This is a genomic window from Saccharopolyspora elongata, from assembly GCF_004348985.1.
Lineage (GTDB): Bacteria > Actinomycetota > Actinomycetes > Mycobacteriales > Pseudonocardiaceae > Saccharopolyspora > Saccharopolyspora elongata.
Genome location: NZ_SMKW01000072.1, coordinates 1 through 22,046 on the forward strand (window position 1 = coordinate 1; position 22,046 = coordinate 22,046).

The window sequence follows — 22,046 nt, forward strand, 5'->3', positions numbered from 1 at the left end:
CTACGCTGAGCATCGGGACGTACCTTCCCAGCCAGCGTTGCAGCGCTGGCCATGCTTGGAACCTTGCATCCGATCACTGGGAAGGTACGCCCCTTCCCAGCCGATCCACAGGTCTCAAGCATTCCTCGTCGGGGCTCTCGGCGCCCTCTAGAAAGCAGGTGTAGGCGCGGCCGGCAGGTGCCTGCATGTCGCCGTGGGCGAAGGCGGCCTGCGGGGCAAGCAGGGCGCCGATGACGGACAAGCCACCAAGAGCGGCGGCGGCTGGCTTGCGGCGCACGTTCACGTCGAGTCTCCTCGTTGTCCGCCGGTGCCGACGTCGGCCGCGAGCGGCGCGCATCGATCACCGGTGCATCGTTTCGGGGTGAACAGATGCTGACTCGGCAGGCGGGGCGGTGTCCACGGCGAAAATTCTATTCGTGCTCAGCGAAAACTATTGGCTCTCTAGGTGTTCTTGCAGGTGAGGGGTAGTGTGTTGTCATCTGAAGAGAATGCGTAAAGGCATCTGACGCGGCCGATAAACGAGCCTTAATCAGGACTTCGGGGCATCCCTGGGGCCGCATTTTCTATGCGGGCCTTTTCCGTTTCTTAATTTTCCCTGAAGTGAAACGGTGTCGCGAGTCGTCGAATGGCGGCAAGCGCGCCTGCCGGGCAGTAGTGGCAGAAAGGTTCCCATGCGGCGGCCTTCTAGCTCGTGTGGCTCCAGGGGTCTAGGAGCTGGAGCATGGGAACCTTCCTGTCACTGGCGCGACAGTCCTCGGGTCTCTTCAGTGCGGGATCGGGATCTCGAAGTGGACGGACTGGCTGTGCTGCTCGTCGGCACGCGCGTCGTAGATCTCCTTCGCCACCGCGTGCCAGAAAGGCTCGGCGCCTTCGATCGCCGGATTGGTGTGCAGGTAGATCGCGGAGTAACCCGCCGTGTCGGCGACGAAATCGCAAGCCATCGCGACCAAAGTGCGTGCAAGACCGTGTCGGCGGTGCGCCCTGGCGACGTAGACCCTGAACAGTTGAGCGGTCTCGCCGCTCGGGTAGCGGTCGGCGATCCACTGTGGATGCGGCGGACTGCTGGGGCCGTTGGCTCGCACCGCTGTTGTTGCCGCGACCTCGCCGTCGCGCACCGCGACGAACAGGGCGTGCCGAGGATTCTGCAGATACGTGGGCTCGATGTTGATGACGTCCGAGTGCCATTTCGAGTCGTAACCGTGTCCGAACTCGTTGTAGAAGGTGTCGAGCATGACCTTCCGTGCGCCATCAACGTCGGATGGCCTGGCGGCGCGGACGGTGTACTCGCCGATGCGGTGTTCGATGTTGTGCTGCATCGCGTCCTCTCCGGGCGATCGGTGATGCGTGCTCGTTGCTGGGCGGCGGGAAGGTTCCCTTGCTGCGGATCCGGGCCACCCGAGGCGCACCAGCAAAGCAATGATAATCATTTTCAATCTAGCCGCAGGTGGCAACCCCCGTTTGAGCTGGGACGTCGGGGTTGAATGACAGGAAAGTTCCCATGCTGTCGCCCGCTACGGCGGGTTGACGGTGGGTGGGGGTGGGATTACGTTGGACGGCTGTTGTGGTCAGACCGTATGTCCAGTGAGAGGTTTGATGAATCTCCACGCGTTGCTGGGCGAGCGGACACGGGATCGTGGGCCGGTCCGAGTCGGCGTGATCGGGGCCGGGAAGTTCGCCTCGATGTTTCTCACCCAGGCGCTGAGCACCGAAACCATGCACGTCGTCGGCGTCGCAGACCTCTCGCCGGAGCGAGCTCGGGCCGCGTTGCAGCGCACCGGCTGGCCCACCGAGCGTTACGCGGCCGCGAGCTTCGGCGAGGCTTTGCGCGGCGGCGGCACGCATGTCACTGACGATGCCGATGCGTTGATCGATGCTCCCGGGGTGTCTACGTCACCTTCGAAGCGCGCACCGACTATGCGGTCCAGTGCTTCGCCGAGTACGGCGTGCGCACGGATGAGACCGGGCGCTACGGCTCGCTCTACCGGCCATACCACATGATCGGACTGGAACTGGGCATCAGCATCGCTTCGGCCGCCGTGCGTGGGGAGGCGACCGGTCGCCCGACGGCCTTCCGGGGCGACGTCGTCTCCGTTGCAAAACGCGCGCTGAAGGCCGGAGAAGTCCTCGACGGCGAGGGTGGCTACATGGTCCACGGCAAGCTCGCCCCGGCAGAGATGTCGCTGAAGCTCGGTGCGTTGCCGATGGGATTGGCCAGCGGTGTCAAGCTGGGCAACGACATTCCCCAGGGCGGTGTCGTCGGCTGGGATGACGTCGAAGTGGACGACTCGGTGCTGGCGGTGCAGTTGCGGCGTGAGCTGGAACGAACGATGCGCGGATGACGGCGGGCAGGGGCGAGCTGCGCCCGTAGAGTGGGGCGGTCTCCGGGGGCACCGCAGGAAAATCGAGGAGAAGCGTGAGTTCCGCAAGCCAGAGCTCGTGGGAACCGGTGCGCAAGGTGCGCACCTACGAGCAGGTCATGGCGCAGATCGAGCAGCGCATGCTGGACGGGTTGCTCGCGCCCGGCGACAGGCTGCCCAGCGAACGCGAACTTTCGCAGCTCCTCGGCGTCAGCCGCCCGTCGCTGCGTGAGGCGCTGCGCGTGCTTGAGGCGCTCGGCATCGTCGAAGTTCGGCCCGGCCGCGGCCCCGAAGGCGGGACGGTGTTCGTCGGTCACCCCGGTGAAGGGTTCGCCATCCTGCTGAAGATGCAGTTGGCGCTCGGGCACTTCAGCGGCACCGATGTACTCCGGACCCGCGTGATGCTGGAGGAGTGGGCGGTCGCTGACGCGGCGCGCAACGCTACCGGCGAGGATCACGAGGCGCTGCGGAGCATCCTGGACCAGATGGACGCGGCCGACCTGACCGCCCGCGACTTCAACCGCCTGGACACCGAGTTCCACGTGCGGATCGCCGAATCCACTGGGAACTCGCTGGCTTCCTACCTGATGAGTTCGCTGCGCACCGCGATTCAGCGCCAGATGATCGACGCTTACGAGCAGCTGGCCGATTGGCGAGCGACTGCGAAGACGGTGCGCGCCGAACACCGGAACATCCTGCGGGCCATTGAGGAGCACGACGCGCCGCGGGCCGTCGAACTCGTCCGCGACCACATCACCGACTTCTACGAGCCCGGATCCTTTGCCGGCGGCACCGCCTAGCCGGGTCGCCGACCGTCGGCTCGAACCCGCTGAAGCGGGCGATGCCTCTCAATCCGTGAACTCCGGTGTCACTTGCCGCAGCAGCAGTGCGTCGGCGTTCATCGTCACCAGCAGTAGTTCTGTTTCGGAGATCTTGGGGAGCGGTTCGCCGTCAGCAAGGTCGCTGGAGGTGCTGGAGCATGGGAACCTTCCTGTCACTTCTGGCAGGAAGGTTCCCATGCTGCCGTCGTCGAGCAGGCGAAGCGTGTCGTCGATGGCGGTTGCGGTCGACTTGTCGGGTGGGAGCATGACCACGGCCGTTGCCTGGTGGAACAGGCCTCGCAGGCTGTCGTAGGCGGTATCGATCGCTTCCTGCTGGTCTGGCTGCGGTTGCCTGCTGCCGGGCGTGGCGGTGACCAGCTCATGCTGGGTTCGGACGGCTGTGTGGAAGCTCCGGGCGAGATCGTGCGGGTCGGGCCCTGCGCCTCGGTGGACATCCGCCACCTGGGCCAGCAGGTTGCGGATCGCGCCGCAGGCGTTGGCGAAGCGTTCGTTGATGCCGGGCTTGGGCACACCGGGTATCGCGGCGAACCCGAAGACCAATCCGATCACCAGGGCGAGCAGGATCAGCACCACGTACTCCGCCAGGACCGACACCGGGTCCAGGTGGCGCGTCGTGGCGTTGAGCCCGACGCTCATCAGCACGATGCACCCGTTGAACACCACGGGCTGCGTTCGCATGAACCAGAAGCCGATCAGCAGCGCGATCAGGGCCACCGGTGCCAGCGCGGCCTGTGGAAGCAGCCAGATCACCAGGGCCAGCACCACGGAACCGGCCAGCGCACCGATGACCCTTTCGCGGGCTTTTGCCAGGCTGTCGTGCCACTCCGGCTGCATGATCGCGAAGATCGTCATCAGGAACGCGACGGTGAGGGGATCTCCAGGCCGGAAGCTCGCGATCACGAGCGCGATCAGCACGCCCAGCGCGCACCGCACCGCATGCCGGAGTTGGGTCGACCGCCAGGACAGCGTGCCGCGCGAGGTCTTCACCAGCACTTGGCGGACCGCCGCGGGCACCGTGACCCGAGTGGCGTCCCGAGCCACAGCCGCAGCGCGGATCTCGGCCAGCTCCTCCCACAAGCGGGAGATCAGGCCGCTGGTGCCGCCGGGAAGTTCGGGGGCTGCCGGCCTGCCATTGTCAGGCAGCGCGGGCGAGGAGGGAGCGCGCACAGCGTCGGCCAGCCTGGCTGCTTCTTCGCGCGCGGCGTCCAGCGCGGCATCCAGCTCTTCGGCGTCGTGGGTCGGCAGATACCGACGACGGTCGCCGAGGACACCGAGGATGGTGCGGTAGCGCATGGTTGCGAACAGCACTTGCCCGGTCCAGCGCGTCGGCCGGTCGGAGTGCCATTTGCGCAGTGCTTCCGCCGGGTCGGTTGGCTGCTCGTCGGCCAACGCACCAGCCAGAGCGGCTCTCGTCGGCCTGCTCGGGTCCCTGGCACCGAGCAACAGGCGGAGCAGGAAGACCCAGATCACGGCCAGCAGCGGAGCCGCGACGATCTGGATGTGCGTGGCGGTCCCGGTGAGCTGGAATCCGTAGCTGAACAGGGCCGCCATGCCCAAGCCGAGCCCAACCTGGACGAAACGTTGGCCCAACGCCGGCAGGAGACCCGCGACGAACACGACGACCACGACCAGTGCGATCGAGACCCAGCTCGACACCTCGGCCATCAGGCGCGGCACTGCGACGGCCAACACCATCGCCGGCGCGAGCACCGCGAGCAGCCGCAGATCGGGGCGCAACGCGCCGCCGGATGCCGCCATGAAGCAGAACATGGCGGTGAGCGCAGCCAACGTCGTCGCCGCGCCGAGCCCCGCCATCGCGCCCATCCCGGCCGCTCCGCCGACGATGACCGCCATCATCAGCAGCAACCCGAGCCGCTTGCCCGCACTCACCGAGGCCTCGCAACAGCCATGGCCCCACCTTATCGACGGCGGCCACAGTGGACAGCTTCAGAAGCCGCCGTTTGCTTGGGATTCTTCATGATCCTGCTCGATGGCAGCGCGCTGAACGTGGCGCTACCGGCGACCAGCAGGACATCAACGTTCATCCGGCGGCGGCTCGACGAGCGAGTGTTCCAGCTTGGCGAGAAAGCCGGTCAGGGATGAGCGTTCGGTCGCGGTGAGCGCGCTGATCAACTTCGATTCGTGTTCGAGCAGTTCGCGCACGGTGGTTTCGATGAGGCGGTGGCCCGCGTCGGTCAGCCGGACGGCGACCGCCCGGCGCGAGGCCGTGGACGGTGATCGCGAGACCAGTCCGGCTTGTTCGGCCCGGGCGATTCGCTGGGAGACCGCACCCGGGGTGACCAGCGTCCGGCGGGTGATCTCGCGGGTCGTGAGCTCGTACGGCGGACCTGCGCGGCGGATCACGCTGAGCAGGTCGAGTGTGGACGGATCGATCCCGAGCCTGCTCAGGGTGCGCCGCCGTTCGTCGGCGAGGACCTTGGCGATTCGCCAGATCGGCGTGATGACCCCGATGGAATCGGTGTCCACGCCGGGAAGTTCGCGTTGCCATGCCGCCGCGATGTCCGCCGTGGGCCACGTGGCGGCCTGGTTGAGCGGATAGTCCCCGGCTCCTGGGGTGTTGGACATCTGCCGCCTCCCGAGCTACGTTTAGCGCTAAACGTAGCAGTTTAGGAGCTCTCAGTGAAGCGCATCGTGCTCGTAACCGGAGGTAGTACGGGAATCGGCAAGGCGGTTGCGGCCAGATTCCGCGCCGACGGCGACACCGTGATCATCACCGGTCGCAACGCGGAGCGGCTGGCCGCCACCGCGGCCGAGATCGACGTCCGGTCGACCGCCTGCGACGCGACGGATCCCCGGCAGGTGGCCGACCTGGCCGACCAGCTCGGGGAGCATCTCGACGTACTGGTCAACATGGCCGGCGGCAACACCGATCTGCAGCGGTCCGGGGAGCCGGAAGGTCTCGAGGAGGTGATGTCGGCGTGGCGGGAGAACCTGGACGCCAACCTGCTCAGCGCTGTCGCGACCACGACGGCCGTGCTCGGCAAACTCCGGCCGGGCGGCACCATCGTCAACATCGGTTCCATCGGCGCCGAATACGCCTCGACGTCTTACGGGGCGGCGAAGGCGGCGCTGGCGGCCTGGAACGCGGGCCTGTCCGCGCAGGTGGGGCCGAAGGGGCTGACGGCAAATCTGATCGCGCCCGGCTACATCGAGGAAACCGAGTTCTTCCGCGGGCAACTCGGCGAGCAGAAGCGAACCGCCCTGATCGACGCCACCCACAACGGTCGTGCGGGGCGGCCGAGCGACATCGCCGAAACGGTGCACTTCCTGGCGTCCGAAGGCGCGAGCCACATCACCGGGCAGACCCTGCACGTGAACGGCGGCGCTTATACCACCAGGTGAGCGCTGCGTCTATGTTGCTTGTCGCATAACGAAATCGGGTCCTGGTGAGTGAAACTCGCCAGGACCCGATTTCAGTGCGCCCTCGACAGGACTCGAACCTGTGACACCTGCCTCCGGAGGGCAGTGCTCTATCCGCTGAGCTACGAGGGCTTGTCGCTGCGGACGATCGTTAGCTTAGCGCACCCGGCCGGCACCCTTCGACGGGGGTCCGTTTGCCGCTGTCCCGCAGTTCACCGTGCCTTCGTGGCGAGGTTGGAGCATGGGAACTTTCCTGTCACCGATGACAGGAAAGTTCCCATGCTCGCATCCCGGTGGACGGGACGGCCTGACTTGACGCGTGCACTCATGCATACTTCACTATGTATCGGAGGGACGACTGAGGAGGACGGTCGATGGGTCAGGGGCATGGGCACGGCTCGGCCGCCGACGCGGTCAGCGCATCCGGCCGCTACGTGCGGCGGTTGGCCGCATCGTTCGCGATCTTGCTCGCGTTCTTCGTCCTGGAAGCGGTGGTCGGGTTCCTCACGTCATCGCTGGCGCTGCTCTCCGACGCCGGGCACATGCTCACCGACGTGCTCGGCGTCGGCATGGCGCTGGCCGCGATCACCGCCGCCCGGCGACCGGTCGAGGGCAAGCGGACCTTCGGCCTCTACCGCATGGAAGTGCTCGCCGCGCTCGCCAACGCCGTGCTGCTGTTCGGCGTCGCCGGTTACATCCTCTACGAGTCCATCGCCCGGTTCCAGGAGCCGCCGGAGGTCGCCGGTGTCCCGATGATGCTGACCGCCGCCGCCGGGCTGGCCGCCAACCTCGTCGTCTTCGCGCTGCTGCGGCGCGGCGCGAACGAGAGCCTGAACGTGCGCGGCGCCTACCTCGAGGTGCTCGCGGACACCATCGGCTCCGTCGGCGTGTTGATCGGTGGCGCGGTGACCTGGGCGTTCGGTTGGTACCTGGCCGACCCGATCGTCGCGGTCGCCGTCGGCCTCTTCGTGCTGCCGCGCACCTGGAAGCTGGCGCGGCAGGCGCTGCGGATCCTCGTCCAGCAGGCGCCGGAAGGGGTGGACCTGCAGAAGCTGCGGGCCGATCTCGCCGCGCTGCCGTCGGTCACCGAGGTGCACGACCTGCACGTGTGGACCCTCACCTCGGGCATGGAGGTCGCCTCCGCCCACCTCACCACCGGAGCGGGCGCCGACCACGGCGGCGTGCTGGTGGCCGCCCAGCGAGTCCTGGCCGAGCGCTACCAGATCGACCACGCGACCCTGCAGGTCGAGCCCGCCGAATGCGCCCAGCGTTGCCGGGCTTTGACCTGGTGAGGGCCGCCGGGTGACAGGAAGGTTCCCATGCTCGCGCCTCAGCGCAGCGGCTGGGCGCCTCGTTCGGCGAGCATCGAGCGCATGAGGTCGCTCTCGCTGCGCTGGGAGCCGAGCATGTTCTTCCCCAGCTCGCGGACCGCCGGGATCGCCGCGTGCGTCGCCCCGTAGTCCGCCATCGGCGCGCCGCCCTCGTGGTGGCGCAGCATCAGCTGCAGGAAGTAGACGTCGAACTCCGGCCCGCGCAGCGACTGCAGCCGCGACATCTCCGCGCTGGTCGCCATGCCGGGCATCAGCCTGCCGGACTCCGACTGCGCGGCCGCCGGGGCGCTGTGCTGGTGGCCGCCGTCCTCCGTCATCCACGTCATCAGCGGGCCGACGGCCTGCGCGGACTGGCCCCACAGGCTGAGCCAGCCCTGCATGCGGCCGATCTGGTCGCGCTGGTTGGTCTCGATGTCGAACGCCAGCTGGCGCACGGCGACGTCGGCGGCGTGCTCCCGCGCGAGCGTCGCCATCGTCACCGCCTGCTGGTGGTGCACGGACATGTCCTGCGCGAAGCCGACGTCCACCGCCGTCGGCTGCGGTTCGGCGTTGTCGAAGGACGGCACCCGGATCAGCAGACCGAGCGCCGCCCCCAGCAGCAGCAGGACGACCGCCGCCGCGACGGCCACGAAGATGCGGACCGGCAGCGGTCGCCGTGCCTCAGCCGACACGGGTCACTGGCCCATCTCGCCGGTGGCGGCGCTGGCGCCGCGGCCGTCCATCGGGATCGCGTCCGGGCCGGGCGGGGTCGGGTCGAACTTCGGCGGGTTGTTCGTGTCGAACGCGCCCGGGTAGGCCTGGCAGGAGCCGCCGATCTCCGGGTAGACGCCGTTGTTGTTCAGCCGAAGCGCGGTGATGAACTGGTCGATGCGCTGGTCGTCGGCGTTGTCGACCTTGAGCTGGTGGCCCCAGGACTGCAGCGAGATCGCGCTGTCCAGGCCCGGGTACGGCGACATCATCGTGTAGGGCTTGCCATCGACGCGGGCCTTGAGCCGCTCCAGGCCGGGCTCGTTGACCCGATCCGGGTTGTAGGCGATCCACACCGCACCGTGCTCCAGCGAGTGCACCATGTTCTCGGTGCGCACCGCCTCCGGGTAGACCACGCCGGTGCAGTCGGCCCAGATGCCGTCGTGCGGGCCGCCGAACGACGGCGTGTGGTCGTAGGCCACCCGCTGGTCCGGGCGGACGTGGATCTGCCCCGGGTAGTCGACGACGGTGACGCCCGGGATGGTCTTGGACGGGTCCGGGTTCTGCGGCGACGGCTTGAACGCCTCGGTGGCCTTCTCCGCTTCGGCCTGGGCCTGCCGGACCGACTCCTGTCCCGACCACCGGCTGTACGCGTACCCGAAGATCACGGCCGCGAAAACCACCACGACGGTGACGCCGGAGATCAGCATCCAGGGGATCGACCGCTGGTGCACCACGGCGCCGCGCACCGCTTTGCTCTTCCTGTTCGCCATGCTCTTCGCAAACCTCGTCTCGCCGAGAACCACCGGGGGGATCCGGCCCGTCAGTGTAGAGATTCCGGGCGCCGCGGGTGGCCGTGCGTCCAATGCTCGCCACCACGTTCTCACATCAGAGTGACGAGTCGATCACACGGCGTGTTATTCCCTGCTCGCTCGTCCCCAACCCGTTGGCTGAGCAGCGCGGACGCTTCCTTAGACTGCATAAGGTGACTCCCGCCGCGCTCGCAGAACTGGTCCGCAACACCGCCGTCGAGGTCCTCTCCGACAGGGACCTGGACACTTCCGTGCTGCCCGAGGCGGTGACGGTCGAGCGACCCCGCAACCCCGAGCACGGTGACTACGCCACGAACGTGGCCATGCAGGTCGCCAAGAAGGTCGGCGTGTCGCCGCGCGATCTCGCGGGCTGGCTCGCCGAGGCGCTGACCGGGCAGGACGCCATCGACTCCGTCGACGTCGCCGGGCCCGGCTTCCTGAACCTCCGGCTCGCCGCCGACGCGCAGGGCCAGATCGTGCGCGAGGCGCTCACCAAGTCCGCCGGTTACGGCCGCGGCGAGCTCTACTCGGAGCTGAAGGTCAACCTCGAGTTCGTCTCCGCCAACCCGACCGGCCCGATCCACCTGGGCGGCACCCGGTGGGCCGCGGTCGGCGACGCGCTCGGCCGGGTGCTGGCCGCGCAGGGCGCCGAGGTGACCCGCGAGTACTACTTCAACGACGCGGGCGCGCAGATCGACCGGTTCGTGCGGTCGCTGATCGCCGCCGCGAAGGGCGAGCCCGCGCCGGAGGACGGTTACGGCGGCGACTACATCGCCGACATCGCCGCGGCCGTGCTCAAGGCCGAGCCGAACGCCCTGGAGCTGCCCGAGGCGGAGGGGCACGAGGCGTTCCGCCGCATCGGCGTCGGGCTGATGTTCGACGAGATCAAGCAGAGCCTGCACGAGTTCGGCACCGACTTCGACGTGTTCTTCCACGAGGACTCGCTGCACACCTCCGGCGCGGTCGCCGCGTGCGTCGAGGAGATGAAGCAGTCCGGCCACGTGTACTTCGCCGACGGCGCCTGGTGGCTGCGCTCCACCGAGTACGGCGACGACAAGGACCGGGTGCTGATCAAGAGCGACGGCGCGCCCGCCTACATCGCCGGCGACGTCGCCTACCTGCGGGACAAGCGCGGCCGCGGCTTCGACTTGTGCATCTACATGCTGGGCGCCGACCACCACGGCTACATCGCCCGGCTGAAGGCTGCCGCGGCGGCGCTGGGCGACGACCCGGCCGTCGTCGAGGTGCTCATCGGGCAGATGGTGAACCTGGTGCGCGACGGCAAGCCGGTGCGGATGAGCAAGCGCGCGGGCACCGTCGTGACCCTGGAGGACCTCGTCGACGCCGTGGGCGTGGACGCGGCCCGCTACTCGCTGATCCGGTCCTCCGCGGACTCCGCGGTGGACATCGACCTGGACCTGATCAGCAAGCGCACCAACGAGAACCCGGTCTTCTACGTGCAGTACGCGCACGCCCGGCTGTCCTCGTTGCAGCGCAACGCCGCCTCGCTCGGCATCGAGCGCGGGCCGGTGGACGAAGCCGACCTGTCGCTGCTCACCCACGAACGTGAGGGCGACCTGATCCGCACCCTGGGCGAGTTCCCGCGCGTGGTGCTGTCGGCCGCCCAGCTGCGGGAACCGCACCGGGTGGCCCGCTACCTGGAGGACGTGGCCGCCGCGTACCACAAGTTCTACGACGCGTGCCGCGTGCTGCAGCCCGGTGACGACCAGGCGAGCCCGTTGACCATCGCCCGGCTGCAGCTGTGCGAGGCGACCCGCCAGGTCCTCGCCAACGGCCTCGGCCTGCTCGGGGTCAGCGCCCCGGACAAGATGTAGGGCGCACGCGGGGCAGATGAATGCAACAACGGCCTGCCCATCGGCAGGCCGCGCGAAGGAGCTGTAAATGCGCGCCCATCCCGCCGGGCCGCGGCACGCCGATGTCGTGCTGCCCGGCAACACCGCGGGACCCCTCCCGGCGACCGCGGACGAAGTCGACCTGCTGCACCCGAACGTCTGGCCGCGCAACTGCGAGCGCGGCGCTGACGGCGTCGTCCGGCTCGCCGGCATCGACGTACGCGAGCTCGTCGAACACTTCGGCACGCCGCTGTTCGTGCTCGACGAGGACGATTTCCGGTCGCGTTGCCGCGACTACGCCGAGGCGTTCGGCGACCCGGCCGCCGTGCACTACGCGTCCAAGGCCTTCCTGTGCACCGAGGTCGCCAAGTGGGTCGCCGAGGAGGGCCTGAGCCTGGACGTGTGCAGCGGCGGCGAGCTGGCCGTGGCGCTGCGCGCCGGGTTCCCCGCCGAGCGGATCACGTTCCACGGCAACAACAAGTCCGTCGCCGAGCTGACCGCCGCCGTCGAGGCCGGGGTCGGCTCCGTGGTGCTGGACTCGTTCCACGAGATCGCCCGGCTGGACCACATCGCCACCGAGCGCGGCGTCCGCCAGCACGTGCTGGTGCGCATCACCGTCGGCGTCGAGGCGCACACCCACGAGTTCATCGCGACCGCGCACGAGGACCAGAAGTTCGGCTTCTCGCTGGCCAACGGCCAGGCCGCCGAGGCGGTGCACCGGGTGCTCAAGGCCGATTCGCTGGTGCTGGCCGGCCTGCACAGCCACATCGGCTCGCAGATCTTCGACGTGGACGGCTTCGAGCTGGCCGCGCACCGGGTGGTCCGGCTGCTCGCAGAGCTGCGCGAGGAGCACGGCGCCGACGCGCTGGCCAGCGCGTCCACTGTGGATCTCGGCGGCGGGCTGGGCATCGCCTACACCGCCGACGACGACCCGCTGCCGCCCGAGCAACTGGCGATCCGGCTGCACGAGATCGTCGGAAAGGAAGCCGACAACGCGGGCATCTCCGTGCCCAAGATCGCCGTCGAGCCCGGCCGCGCGATCGTCGGCCCCGGCATGGTGACCGTCTACGAGGTCGGCACCATCAAGGACGTGGCGCTCGGCGGCGACGCGCAGCGCAAGTACGTCAGCGTGGACGGCGGCATGAGCGACAACATCCGCACCTCGCTCTACGACGCCGTCTACGACTGCCGGCTGGTGTCCCGCACCGCCGAGGCGCCCGCCGTGCTGTCCCGCATCGTGGGCAAACACTGTGAGTCCGGTGACGTAGTGGTGCGCGACTGCTGGTTGCCGGAGGACATTGCTCCAGGAGACCTGTTGGCAGTCGCCGCCACCGGCGCCTACTGCTACGTGATGGCCAGCAACTACAACCGCCTGCCCAAGCCGCCCGTCGTTGCGGTTCGCGATGGTCAGGCGCGGTTGCTGCTGCGCAGGGAGACCGAGGACGACCTGCTCCGGCTGGAGGTGTGAGTGAGCCAGGACCGTGAACCGATCAGGGTCGCACTCTTGGGGTGCGGGACCGTCGGGACCGAGGTGCTGCGCCTGTTGCAGGACCAACCGGATGAATTCGCCGCGCGGACCGGCGCGCCGATGCTGGTCACCGGGGTGGCGGTGCGTCGACCGCACAAGCACCCCGACGTGCCCCAGCACCTGCTGACCACCGACGCGCACGCGTTGGTCGAGGGCGACGTCGACGTCATCGTGGAGCTGATCGGCGGCATCGAGCCGGCGCGCTCGCTGCTGCTGACCGCGCTCAAGTCCGGCAAGTCGGTGGTGACCGCGAACAAGGCGCTGCTCGCCGAGCACGGCTCCGAGCTGTACGCGGCGGCGGACGCCTCGGGTGCCGACATCTACTTCGAGGCGGCCGTGGCGGGTGCGATCCCGCTGCTGCGCCCGCTGCGCGAGTCGCTGGCCGGGGACCGGATCAACCGGGTCATGGGCATCGTCAACGGCACCACGAACTACATCCTGTCCGCGATGGACTCCACCGGCGCCGGCTACTCCGAGACGCTGGACGAGGCCGGTCGGCTGGGTTATGCCGAGGCGGATCCGACCGCTGACGTGGACGGCTTCGACGCGGCGGCGAAGGCCGCGATCCTGGCGTCGCTGGCCTTCCACACCCGGGTGACCGCCAGCGACGTCCACCGGGAGGGCATCTCGGCGGTGACGCCCGGCGACATCGCCGCCGCCCGCACCCTGGACCGCACGGTGAAGCTGCTGGCGATCTGCGAGCGGGTGGTGGACGAGGACGGCACCGAGTCGGTGTCCGCTCGCGTGCACCCGGCGATGATCCCGCGCAGCCACCCGCTGGCCGGCGTCGGCGACGCCTTCAACGCGGTGTTCGTCGAGGCGGAGGCCGCGGGGCAGCTGATGTTCTACGGTCAGGGCGCGGGGGGAGCGCCGACCGCCAGCGCGGTGCTCGGCGATCTCGTCGCGGTCGCGCGCAACCTGGTCGTGGCGGGCCGGGGGCCCCGGGAGTCGGCGCACGCGCAGCTGCCGATGCGCCCGATGGGCATGACCCCCACCCGCTACCACATCAGCCTCGACGTGGCCGACAAACCGGGCGTGCTCTCGCAGGTCGCGGCCATGTTCAACGAGCACGATGTGAGCATTTCGGTGGTGCGTCAGCAGGGCCGGGGTGCGGAGGCCAGCCTCGTGGTGGTCACCCACACGGCCCCCGACGCGGCACTCAAGTCCACAGTGGACAAGATCGCGCAGCTACCGGTGGTGCGCGAGGTGGTCAGCGTGATGCGTGTGGAAGGTGAATCGTCGTGACGAACATCCAGGGTGCGCCGGTGCGGTCCGGCGCCGGATGGCCCGGCTTGATCGAGGCGTACCGGGACCGGGTTCCGGTCCCGGACGGGGCGCGCATCGTGACCCTCCAGGAGGGCAACACCCCGCTGGTGCCCGCCCACCACCTCTCCGAGCTCACCGGCTGCACCGTCTACCTGAAGGTGGAGGGCGCCAACCCCACCGGCTCGTTCAAGGACCGCGGCATGACCGTGGCCATCACGCACGCCCTGGCCGAGGGCAGCAAGGCCGTCATCTGCGCCTCCACCGGCAACACCTCGGCGTCGGCCGCGGCCTACGCCGCCCGCGCCGGGCTGACCTCGGCGGTGCTCGTGCCGCAGGGCAAGATCGCGCTGGGCAAGCTCGCCCAGGCGGTCGTGCACGGCGCGAAGATCCTGCAGGTCCAGGGCAACTTCGACGACTGCCTGGAGCTGGCCCGCAAGACCTCCGCGGAGCACCCGGTGACCCTGGTCAACTCGGTGAACCCGGTCCGGCTGGAGGGTCAGAAGACCGCGTCGTTCGAGATCTGCGACGTGCTCGGCCGGGCGCCCGACGTGCACTGCCTGCCGGTCGGCAACGCCGGCAACATCACGGCCTACTGGAAGGGCTACACCGAGTACGCCGGTGACGGCGTCATCGAGCGGACGCCCCGCATGTTCGGCTTCCAGGCCGCCGGTGCCGCGCCGCTGGTGCACGGCCAGCCGATTGCGCAGCCGGAGACCATCGCGACCGCCATCCGGGTCGGCAGCCCGGCGTCGTGGGCGGGCGCGGTGCGCGCGAAGGACGAGTCCGGTGGGCTGTTCGACGCGGTGACCGACGAGCAGATCCTCGCCGCCTACCGGACGCTGGCCTCACGGGAAGGCGTTTTCGTGGAGCCCGCCTCGGCGTCCAGCGTCGCCGGGCTGCTCGTCACCGCCGCCGACGGCCGCCTCCCGGCGGGCTCCGTCGTGGTATGCACGGTCACCGGCCACGGCCTGAAGGACCCGGACACCGCGTTGTCCGGCATGGTCGAGGTGGAGCCGCTGCCGGTGGACCCGGGCGCGGTCGCCACCGCGCTGGAACTGGCATGACCGCATTGCCGGTGTCGGCCGTCCGGGTGACGGTGCCTGCCTCGACCGCGAACCTCGGCTCGGGGTTCGACGCGCTGGGCATGGCCTTGTCGTTGTACGACAAGGTTTCCGTCCAGGTCGTCGACGGCGCCGCGGGCACCGCCGAGGTGTCGGTGCAGGGGCAGGGCGCCGCCGCCCTGCCCACTGACGAGCGTCACCTGGTGGTGCGGGTCATCCACAAGGCGTTGGCCGAACTGGGTTTCCCGGCGCCCGCGCTGCGGTTGCACTGCGAGAACGCGATTCCGCACTCCCGCGGGCTGGGTTCCTCGGCGGCGGCCATCGTCGCCGGGGTCGCCGCCGCCTTCGGGCTCGCCGGATTCGACTTGCGGGACAAGGAAAACGCCGACCGCGCGCTGCAGATGGCCGCGGTCCGCGAGGGGCACGCGGACAACGCCGCAGCGAGCCTGCTCGGCGGTTTCGTCGTCGCATGGCAGGATTCCGGGCGCTTCCAAGCGGTCCGGATGGATCCGCACCCGGATGTGTCACCGATCGTCCTTGTCCCCCAAGCGGAGTCGTCGACGCACACCACCCGCGGCCTGCTGCCCGAGCGGGTTCCGCACGCCGACGCCGCGTTCGCGGCCGGTCGTGCGGCGCTGGCGGTGCACGCCGTCACCAGCGATCCCGCGTTGCTGCTGGCCGCCACCGACGACCGGCTGCACCAGGACTACCGCGAGTCGGCGTGGCCGGAGACCATCGCGCTGGTCCGCCGGTTGCGCTCGGCCGGCGTCGCCGCCGCCGTGTCCGGTGCGGGACCGACCGTACTGGCGTTCCCGCCGGGCGGGGAGCTTCCCGCCGACATTGCGCCGAACGGCTTCGACGAGCTGCGCCTTCCGGTCGATCGGACCGGCGTGCGGGTCGAGCCGCAGGCATGACCCGAGGCCGTGAACGGGGCCGGAAAAGCCCTGTTCACGGCCCCGGAGCAAGCGCATTCGCGACAAGTGGTACAAAGGAAGTGTCACCGGTCGCCAACAGCGACAGCAGCTGGTCGGCTACCGAGGACGTGATCGGAGCGGGCGTGCCACACGCCCAGGGGGGTTGTTGCACCCGAACTACGGGGCGTCTACCCTCAAGGTCAATCAGTCACCGCGCCCAGGGCGCCGGTGCCGTGCCCGGGACATCGTTTTCCGGGACGCATCTCCCGCTGTGAATTGAACTCCACCCGCCACGGGTGAAGATCAACTTAGCGGGTTCGGCGATCGCGGTGACCGAGGCAGGAGTTCTCAACTCAATCGAGTTCGCTTCGGGACGATCGGCGGTGCGCATCCGTTGCCGATGTCGGGGTGGGGGCCTTAAGTTCCACGGTGTGGCCCCCCAAGGTGACCATGACGCCGACTCGATGTCCCGTAGCTTCCCGGTTCACCACCGGGGCACGAAGTTGAGCCGGGGGTTCCTGGAATGAGGCGGCAGCAGAGCGTGCATCGGCACGTGTGGATCGGAGTGGATGCGTCGCACATGGACCACGCGAGCCGGGTACCTCCCACCGCCCGGTGCTGCTGGTTCCCCGAGCCATTGCCGAAATCGGTCGCGCCGCGAGCGCGGCGCTGAGCACACCGGCAAGAGGGCTGGTAGCACACACAGGCCGCCCGCACTCCAGAGCGGGCGGGCAATCCGCTGGGTCGCGTAGGAGGCGCGGTCCGGTCAGGAAGGACATTCGTGAGCAACACCGAACTGTTGAGCAGCGAGGCGACGAACGCCTCTTCGGCTGGCCAGCAGGAATCCGAGGCCAACGGAACCCCGCGGCGACGCGGCGGACTCTCCGGCATGGTCCTTGCCGAACTGCGCCAACTCGCGGGGGAACTGGGGATCGAGACTGGTGGCCTGCGCAAGGGCGACCTGATCGCCGCCATCAAGGAGAAGCAGGGCGGCACCACGGCGCCGAAGACCCGCTCCACCAAGAAGAGCCCGTCCCGCGCCGAGGAAGCTCCGGCCGCCAAGGCCCACCAGCCGGCGCTGGACGAGACCGAGACCGAGGCCGCCCCGCGCGAGACCGCGGCCGAGTCCGGCACCAACGGGGCTCCCACCCGCGGCCGAGGCCGCCGCGCGCAGGCCGCCGAGCCGGCCGCCGGCGGCGAGGACGACGGCCGTCGCGGTGGCAACCGCCGGCGCCGCTCGTCCGGGCGGGCCGGTGCGACCGCCGAATCGGGCGGTGACGAGCAGCGCGAGCGCAAGTCGGACGGCCGTGACAGCCGTCAGGAGCGCCAGGAGCGGGACAACCGCCAGGAGCAGCGCGGCAACCGGCAGGACCGGGACAACCGGCAGGACCGGGACCGCGACAACCGGCAGGACCGGGACCGCGACAACCGGCAGCAGGACGACGATGACGACGAGGGTGGTCGTCGGGGTCGTGGCCGCCGGTTCCGCGACCGCCGCCGCAACCGCGGCCGCGGTGAGGGCGGCGGCGGCGAGCCGGAGGTCCGCGAGGACGACGTGCTGCTGCCGGTGGCCGGCATCCTGGACGTGCTGGAGAACTACGCCTTCGTGCGCACCTCCGGCTACCTGGCGGGCCCGAACGACGTCTACGTGTCGCTGTCGCTGGTCCGCAAGTACGGGCTGCGCCGCGGCGACGCCATCAAGGGCGTCATCCGGCAGCCCCGGGAGGGCGAGCAGCAGCGGCAGAAGTTCAACCCGCTCGTGCGGGTGGACTCCATCAACGGCCTGGAGCCGGACGCGTCGAAGAACCGCCCCGAGTTCCACAAGCTGACCCCGCTCTACCCGAACGAGCGGCTGCGCCTCGAAACCGAGCCGCACAACCTGACCGGCCGGATCATCGACCTGGTGATGCCCGTCGGCAAGGGGCAGCGCGCGCTGATCGTCTCGCCGCCGAAGGCCGGTAAGACGATGGTGCTGCAGGCGATCGCCAACGCGATCACCACCAACAACCCCGAGTGCCACCTGATGGTCGTCCTCGCCGACGAGCGTCCGGAAGAGGTCACCGACATGCAGCGCTCGGTCAAGGGTGAGGTCATCGCCTCCACCTTCGACCGGCCGCCGTCGGACCACACCACGGTCGCCGAGCTGTCCATCGAGCGGGCCAAGCGGCTCGTCGAGATGGGCCACGACGTGGTCGTCCTGCTGGACTCGATCACCCGGCTGGGCCGCGCCTACAACCTGGCGGCCCCGGCATCCGGGCGAATCCTGTCCGGTGGTGTGGACTCCACGGCGCTGTACCCGCCGAAGCGGTTCCTCGGCGCGGCCCGCAACATCGAGAACGGCGGCTCGCTGACCATCTTCGCCACGGCGTTGGTGGAGACCGGATCCACGATGGACACGGTCATCTTCGAGGAGTTCAAGGGCACCGGTAACGCGGAGCTGAAGCTGGACCGCAAGCTCGCGGACAAGCGGCTGTTCCCGGCGGTGGACGTGGACTCCTCCAGCACCCGCAAGGACGAGATCCTGCTCTCGCCCGACGAGCTGGCCGTCACCCACAAGCTGCGCCGGGTGCTCGCCGCGCTCGACGCGCAGCAGGCTCTGGAACTCCTGCAGGACCGGCTGCGCAAGACGCGCACCAACATCGAGTTCCTGATGCAGGTCGCCAAGACCACCCCGGGCAAGGACGACGACTGACGGTTCCGACCGCCAGCCCGGTTCCTTCGACCGACGGCAGGGCCCGCACCGACCCCGGTGCGGGCCCTGCCGCATTTCCGGGGGCGGAACGCGAGCATGGGAACCTTCCTGCCACCGCGTTGACAGGAAAGTTCCCATGCTCGCACCGGCGGAGCGTCAGGCCCGGGCGCATTCCGGGGCGTCGCGGTCGCGGTGGGCGCGGACCAGCAGGGTGGCCAGCAGTGCGGCGGCGACCGGGCCGATGGCGAGCGCGGCGAAGACCGGCATCCGCAGCCCGTCCAGGGCGAGGGCGCAGGCCATCATCAGCAGCGGGTAGCCGAACCGCAGGCGGCGCTGCCACCCGGAGGTCCAGCGGACGTGGTTGGCGCTGAGCACCGTCAGCCCGGCAGCGAAGCCGAACAGCAGCGGGGCGGAGAGGTCCAGGTCCTGGTCGAAGCTCACGTGCTGCACGAGCAGCACGTTGAGCAGGGCGGCGACGCCGGCTGCGCTGCAGAGGAAGAGCAGGGGGAGGGAAACCCACGACCGCACCGTGAGCTTTCCCAGGACCGAACAGAGCAGCACGCGTAGAGGATGAATGGCGGACCACTCCGGATGCACCCTCGGCCCGGGGCTGCTCGGCAGGCGGTCCCTCTGGTGCGTTGGACGGTTGCCCGGGGCCCACCGGAATACCGGACGGGCACCCTGCGTTGCAGGTCACGAGCCCTGGTCTGGCAGAATGCAGGGTTGATCCGGCACCGGTTCACCGCGCGGCAGCGGCCGCGTGGACCCGGCGGCCAAGTAGAGAGGACAAGCCGTTGAAGAGTGGCATCCACCCCGAGTACGTGGTGACGCAGGTCAACTGCGGTTGCGGCAACAGCTTCACGACTCGCAGCACCCGCAAGACCGGCCAGATCACCGTCGAGGTCTGCTCGAACTGCCACCCGTTCTACACGGGCAAGCAGAAGATCCTGGACACCGGCGGTCGCGTGGCTCGCTTCGAGGCCCGCTACGGCAAGCGCCAGAAGACGCAGAAGTAGCTGCACCGACGGCGCCCGTCCCACGCGAACAGCGCGGGACGGGCGCCGTCGCCGCGTTTGGTGTCCGAACGTCCGCAGCAAGTGAAGAGGGTCGCCAGTGGAGACATCGAAGCTCGAGGGTCTGCTCGCCGAGTACGTGGAGCTGGAGCAGCGGCTGGCCGACCCCGGCGTGCACGCCGACCAGGCGAACGCCCGCAAGCTCGGCCGCCGCTACGCCGAGCTCACCCCGGTCGTGCGCACCGCGCGGGAGCTCGACCAGACGCGGTCCGACCTGGACACCGCTCGCGAGTTCGCCGCCGAGGACTCCACCTTCGCGGAGGAGGCCGACCGGCTCGCCGAGGCGATCCCGCCGCTTGAGGCGAAGCTCACCGAACTGCTGCTGCCCCGCGACCCGCACGACGGCTCCGACGTGCTGCTGGAGGTCAAGTCCGGCGAGGGCGGCGAGGAGTCCGCGCTGTTCGCCGGCGACCTGCTGCGCATGTACCTGCGGTTCGCGGAGCGCCAAGGCTGGCGGGCCGAGGTGCTGGACAAGACCGAATCCGACCTCGGCGGCTACAAGGACGCCACGGTCGCCATCAAGGCCAAGGCCGGCGACACCAGCCCCGACGGGGTGTGGTCGCGGCTGAAGTTCGAGGGTGGCGTGCACCGCGTGCAGCGGGTGCCGGTCACCGAGTCGCAGGGCCGGGTGCACACCTCGGCCGCGGGCGTCCTGGTCTACCCCGAGCCGGAGGAGGTCGAGGTCGAGGTCGACGAGAAGGACCTGCGCATCGACGTCTACCGGTCGTCCGGGCCCGGCGGGCAGAGCGTGAACACCACCGACTCGGCGGTGCGGATCACCCACCTGCCGACCGGCATCGTGGTGTCCTGCCAGAACGAGAAGTCGCAGCTGCAGAACAAGCACCGCGCCATCCAGGTGCTCAAGGCCCGGCTGCAGGCCCACGCCGAGGAGGAGGCCGAGCGGGAGGCCGCGGAGGCCCGGCGCAGCCAGGTGCGCACAGTGGACCGTTCGGAGCGCATCCGCACCTACAACTTCCCGGAGAACCGCATCTCCGACCACCGGGTGAACTACAAGGCCTACAACCTGGACCAGGTCCTGGACGGCGATCTGGAAGCGGTCGTCGCCGCCCTGCTCGCCGCCGACAGGAAAGAACGACTCGCGCTCTAAAACGGTGTTCCAGGCTCGTTTTGCGTGGCGGTGCGGGTGGCGGAACCTCAGGGGTCTTCTCGCTGTGGGATCCCCGACATCATGAATGCCAATTCACCACGTCGGGGCTGTCCTCGCGAGAAGACCCCTGAGAACCCGCGGTGGTGCGAGTTGCGAGGGTGGGCTAAGCGGCTGCGCCGCTTGCCTCGTGGCATTCGTAAGTTGAGCAGGCGGGACTGCGGGTTACATGCGTTCTCTAAGCTGAACGCGTGACGCGACAGCCCCTGCGCCTGGCCATCCTCGAGGCGGAACGCATCCTCGCCGCTGCGGGCGTGGCGAGCCCGCGCACCGATGCGGAGCTGCTGGCCGCGCACCTGCTCGGCGTCGAACGCACCAAGCTGATGATGGTGCCGCTGGTGGATCCGCCGGTGGTCCAGGCGTTGCACGACCTGGTGCGCCGCCGGGCCGCGCGAGTGCCGCTGCAGCACCTCACCGGCAACGCCTCGCTCGGCAACGTGACGCTCAGCGTCGGGCCCGGGGTGTTCGTGCCCCGCCCGGAGACGGAGCTGCTGCTCGCGTGGGGCCTGGCGACGCTGGAGGGCGTGGACCGGCCGGTCGTGGTGGACCTCTGCACCGGGTCCGGGGCGCTGGCGCTGGCGATGGCCAACGCCCGCCCCGACGCCACCGTGCACGCGGTGGAGAAGGAACCCACCGCGCTGGCCTGGGCGCGCCGCAACGCCGACCAGCAGGCGCAGGCCGGTGACACCCCGATCCAGCTGTACGCGGGCGATGTCACCGATCCGATGGTGTTCATGGAGCTGGAGGGCCTGGTCGACCTGGTCCTCTGCAACCCGCCCTACGTGCCGGAGGGCACGCCGGTGCCGCCGGAGGTCCGCAACCACGACCCGCACGAGGCGGTGTTCGGCGGCCGCGACGGCCTCGATGTGGTCCGGCACGTCATCGGCTGCGCGGCGCGGCTGCTGCGTCCCGGCGGAGGGGTGGCCATCGAGCACGACGACACCCACGGCGGTTCGGTGCCCGCCCTGCTGCGCGCCCGCCGCGTCCTCGAAGACGTGCAGGAGCACACCGACCTGGCCGGCCGCCCCCGCTTCGCCACCGCCCGCCGCACCCCGCCGCCGACGCCCTGACCTGCGGTTTGACA

General features: G+C 69.6%; 19 protein-coding genes, 1 tRNA gene and 1 pseudogene. 14 read left to right on the plus strand and 7 right to left on the minus strand.

What is annotated here, in order from left to right:
* Positions 1 to 764: 764 nt before the first annotated feature.
* A complete protein-coding gene (locus E1288_RS35925) occupies positions 765 to 1,316 on the minus strand; it encodes a GNAT family N-acetyltransferase (RefSeq protein WP_132493146.1) in 552 nt (183 codons plus the stop codon).
* 564 nt (positions 1,317 to 1,880) lie between these two features.
* Between E1288_RS35925 and E1288_RS50185 the strand changes: the two are divergent.
* From E1288_RS50185 to E1288_RS35935, 3 genes and pseudogenes are all read left to right on the plus strand, one after another.
* Positions 1,881 to 2,000: pseudogene (locus E1288_RS50185) on the plus strand (hypothetical protein); the annotation flags it as partial.
* Positions 1,995 to 2,339, plus strand: coding sequence for an SAF domain-containing protein (locus E1288_RS48310; RefSeq protein ID WP_328592527.1), 345 nt, complete (start codon positions 1,995 to 1,997; stop codon positions 2,337 to 2,339). The pseudogene E1288_RS50185 and the gene E1288_RS48310, both read left to right, overlap by 6 nt.
* Positions 2,340 to 2,413: 74 nt before the next feature.
* Positions 2,414 to 3,157, plus strand: a complete 744-nt coding sequence (locus E1288_RS35935; RefSeq protein ID WP_132493147.1) for a FadR/GntR family transcriptional regulator — start codon at positions 2,414 to 2,416, stop codon at positions 3,155 to 3,157.
* 48 nt (positions 3,158 to 3,205) lie between these two features.
* On the opposite strand, the gene E1288_RS35940 is transcribed toward E1288_RS35935, so the two are convergent.
* Entirely contained in the window at positions 3,206 to 5,089 is a 1,884-nt protein-coding gene (locus tag E1288_RS35940; protein ID WP_132493148.1) for an FUSC family protein, read from the minus strand.
* Between the two features lie 144 nt (positions 5,090 to 5,233).
* Positions 5,234 to 5,785, minus strand: coding sequence for a MarR family winged helix-turn-helix transcriptional regulator (locus E1288_RS35950; protein ID WP_132493150.1), 552 nt, complete (start codon positions 5,783 to 5,785; stop codon positions 5,234 to 5,236).
* A gap of 54 nt (positions 5,786 to 5,839) precedes the next feature.
* On the opposite strand from E1288_RS35950, the gene E1288_RS35955 reads away from it, so the two are divergent.
* Positions 5,840 to 6,562 (plus strand): SDR family NAD(P)-dependent oxidoreductase, encoded by a 723-nt coding sequence (locus E1288_RS35955; protein ID WP_132493151.1) that lies wholly within the window; start codon positions 5,840 to 5,842, stop codon positions 6,560 to 6,562.
* A gap of 77 nt (positions 6,563 to 6,639) precedes the next feature.
* Here E1288_RS35955 and E1288_RS35960 read toward each other — a convergent pair.
* Positions 6,640 to 6,712 (minus strand) — tRNA-Arg (locus E1288_RS35960).
* 242 nt (positions 6,713 to 6,954) lie between these two features.
* On the opposite strand from E1288_RS35960, the gene E1288_RS35965 reads away from it, so the two are divergent.
* Positions 6,955 to 7,872 carry a cation diffusion facilitator family transporter gene (locus E1288_RS35965; RefSeq protein ID WP_132493152.1) on the plus strand — a complete coding sequence of 306 codons (918 nt, stop codon included), beginning with the start codon at positions 6,955 to 6,957 and terminating at the stop codon, positions 7,870 to 7,872.
* A gap of 38 nt (positions 7,873 to 7,910) precedes the next feature.
* Here E1288_RS35965 and E1288_RS35970 read toward each other — a convergent pair whose 3' ends face one another.
* Positions 7,911 to 8,582 carry a DUF305 domain-containing protein gene (locus tag E1288_RS35970; protein WP_132493153.1) on the minus strand — a complete coding sequence of 224 codons (672 nt, stop codon included), beginning with the start codon at positions 8,580 to 8,582 and terminating at the stop codon, positions 7,911 to 7,913.
* Between the two features lie 3 nt (positions 8,583 to 8,585).
* Entirely contained in the window at positions 8,586 to 9,371 is a 786-nt protein-coding gene (locus tag E1288_RS35975) for a DUF3105 domain-containing protein (RefSeq protein WP_132493154.1), read from the minus strand.
* A 212-nt stretch (positions 9,372 to 9,583) separates the two neighbouring features.
* Between E1288_RS35975 and argS the strand changes: the two genes are divergently transcribed.
* The 6 genes from argS to rho all read left to right on the plus strand — a co-directional run bounded on the left by argS (position 9,584) and on the right by rho (position 18,724).
* Positions 9,584 to 11,245: an arginine--tRNA ligase gene (gene argS / locus E1288_RS35980; protein ID WP_132493155.1), complete on the plus strand. Its 1,662-nt coding sequence runs from the start codon at positions 9,584 to 9,586 to the stop codon at positions 11,243 to 11,245.
* Positions 11,246 to 11,312: 67 nt separating this feature from the next.
* Positions 11,313 to 12,731 (plus strand): diaminopimelate decarboxylase, encoded by a 1,419-nt coding sequence (lysA, locus tag E1288_RS35985; protein WP_132493156.1) that lies wholly within the window; start codon positions 11,313 to 11,315, stop codon positions 12,729 to 12,731.
* Positions 12,732 to 14,036: a homoserine dehydrogenase gene (locus E1288_RS35990; protein ID WP_132493157.1), complete on the plus strand. Its 1,305-nt coding sequence runs from the start codon at positions 12,732 to 12,734 to the stop codon at positions 14,034 to 14,036. It begins immediately after the preceding gene.
* Between the two features lie 20 nt (positions 14,037 to 14,056).
* A complete protein-coding gene (thrC, locus tag E1288_RS35995; protein ID WP_132493188.1) occupies positions 14,057 to 15,121 on the plus strand; it encodes a threonine synthase in 1,065 nt (354 codons plus the stop codon).
* On the plus strand, positions 15,118 to 16,032 hold the full coding sequence (gene thrB / locus E1288_RS36000; RefSeq protein WP_132493158.1) for a homoserine kinase: 915 nt from the start codon (positions 15,118 to 15,120) through the stop codon (positions 16,030 to 16,032). Before thrC ends, thrB begins: the two co-directional genes overlap by 4 nt.
* A gap of 781 nt (positions 16,033 to 16,813) precedes the next feature.
* Positions 16,814 to 18,724, plus strand: a complete 1,911-nt coding sequence (gene rho, locus E1288_RS36005) for a transcription termination factor Rho (protein WP_132493159.1) — start codon at positions 16,814 to 16,816, stop codon at positions 18,722 to 18,724.
* A 156-nt stretch (positions 18,725 to 18,880) separates the two neighbouring features.
* On the opposite strand, the gene E1288_RS36010 is transcribed toward rho, so the two are convergent.
* Entirely contained in the window at positions 18,881 to 19,285 is a 405-nt protein-coding gene (locus tag E1288_RS36010; RefSeq protein ID WP_132493160.1) for a hypothetical protein, read from the minus strand.
* A gap of 233 nt (positions 19,286 to 19,518) precedes the next feature.
* Here E1288_RS36010 and rpmE point away from each other — a divergent pair, with 233 nt between their 5' ends.
* The 3 genes from rpmE (at position 19,519) to prmC (ending at position 22,032) form a co-directional block, all read left to right on the plus strand.
* Entirely contained in the window at positions 19,519 to 19,740 is a 222-nt protein-coding gene (gene rpmE, locus E1288_RS36015) for a 50S ribosomal protein L31 (RefSeq protein WP_093271061.1), read from the plus strand.
* 97 nt (positions 19,741 to 19,837) lie between these two features.
* Positions 19,838 to 20,905, plus strand: a complete 1,068-nt coding sequence (prfA, locus tag E1288_RS36020; protein ID WP_132493161.1) for a peptide chain release factor 1 — start codon at positions 19,838 to 19,840, stop codon at positions 20,903 to 20,905.
* A 248-nt stretch (positions 20,906 to 21,153) separates the two neighbouring features.
* Positions 21,154 to 22,032, plus strand: a complete 879-nt coding sequence (gene prmC / locus E1288_RS36025) for a peptide chain release factor N(5)-glutamine methyltransferase (protein WP_132493162.1) — start codon at positions 21,154 to 21,156, stop codon at positions 22,030 to 22,032.
* The last annotated feature ends 14 nt before the right edge of the window (positions 22,033 to 22,046 follow it).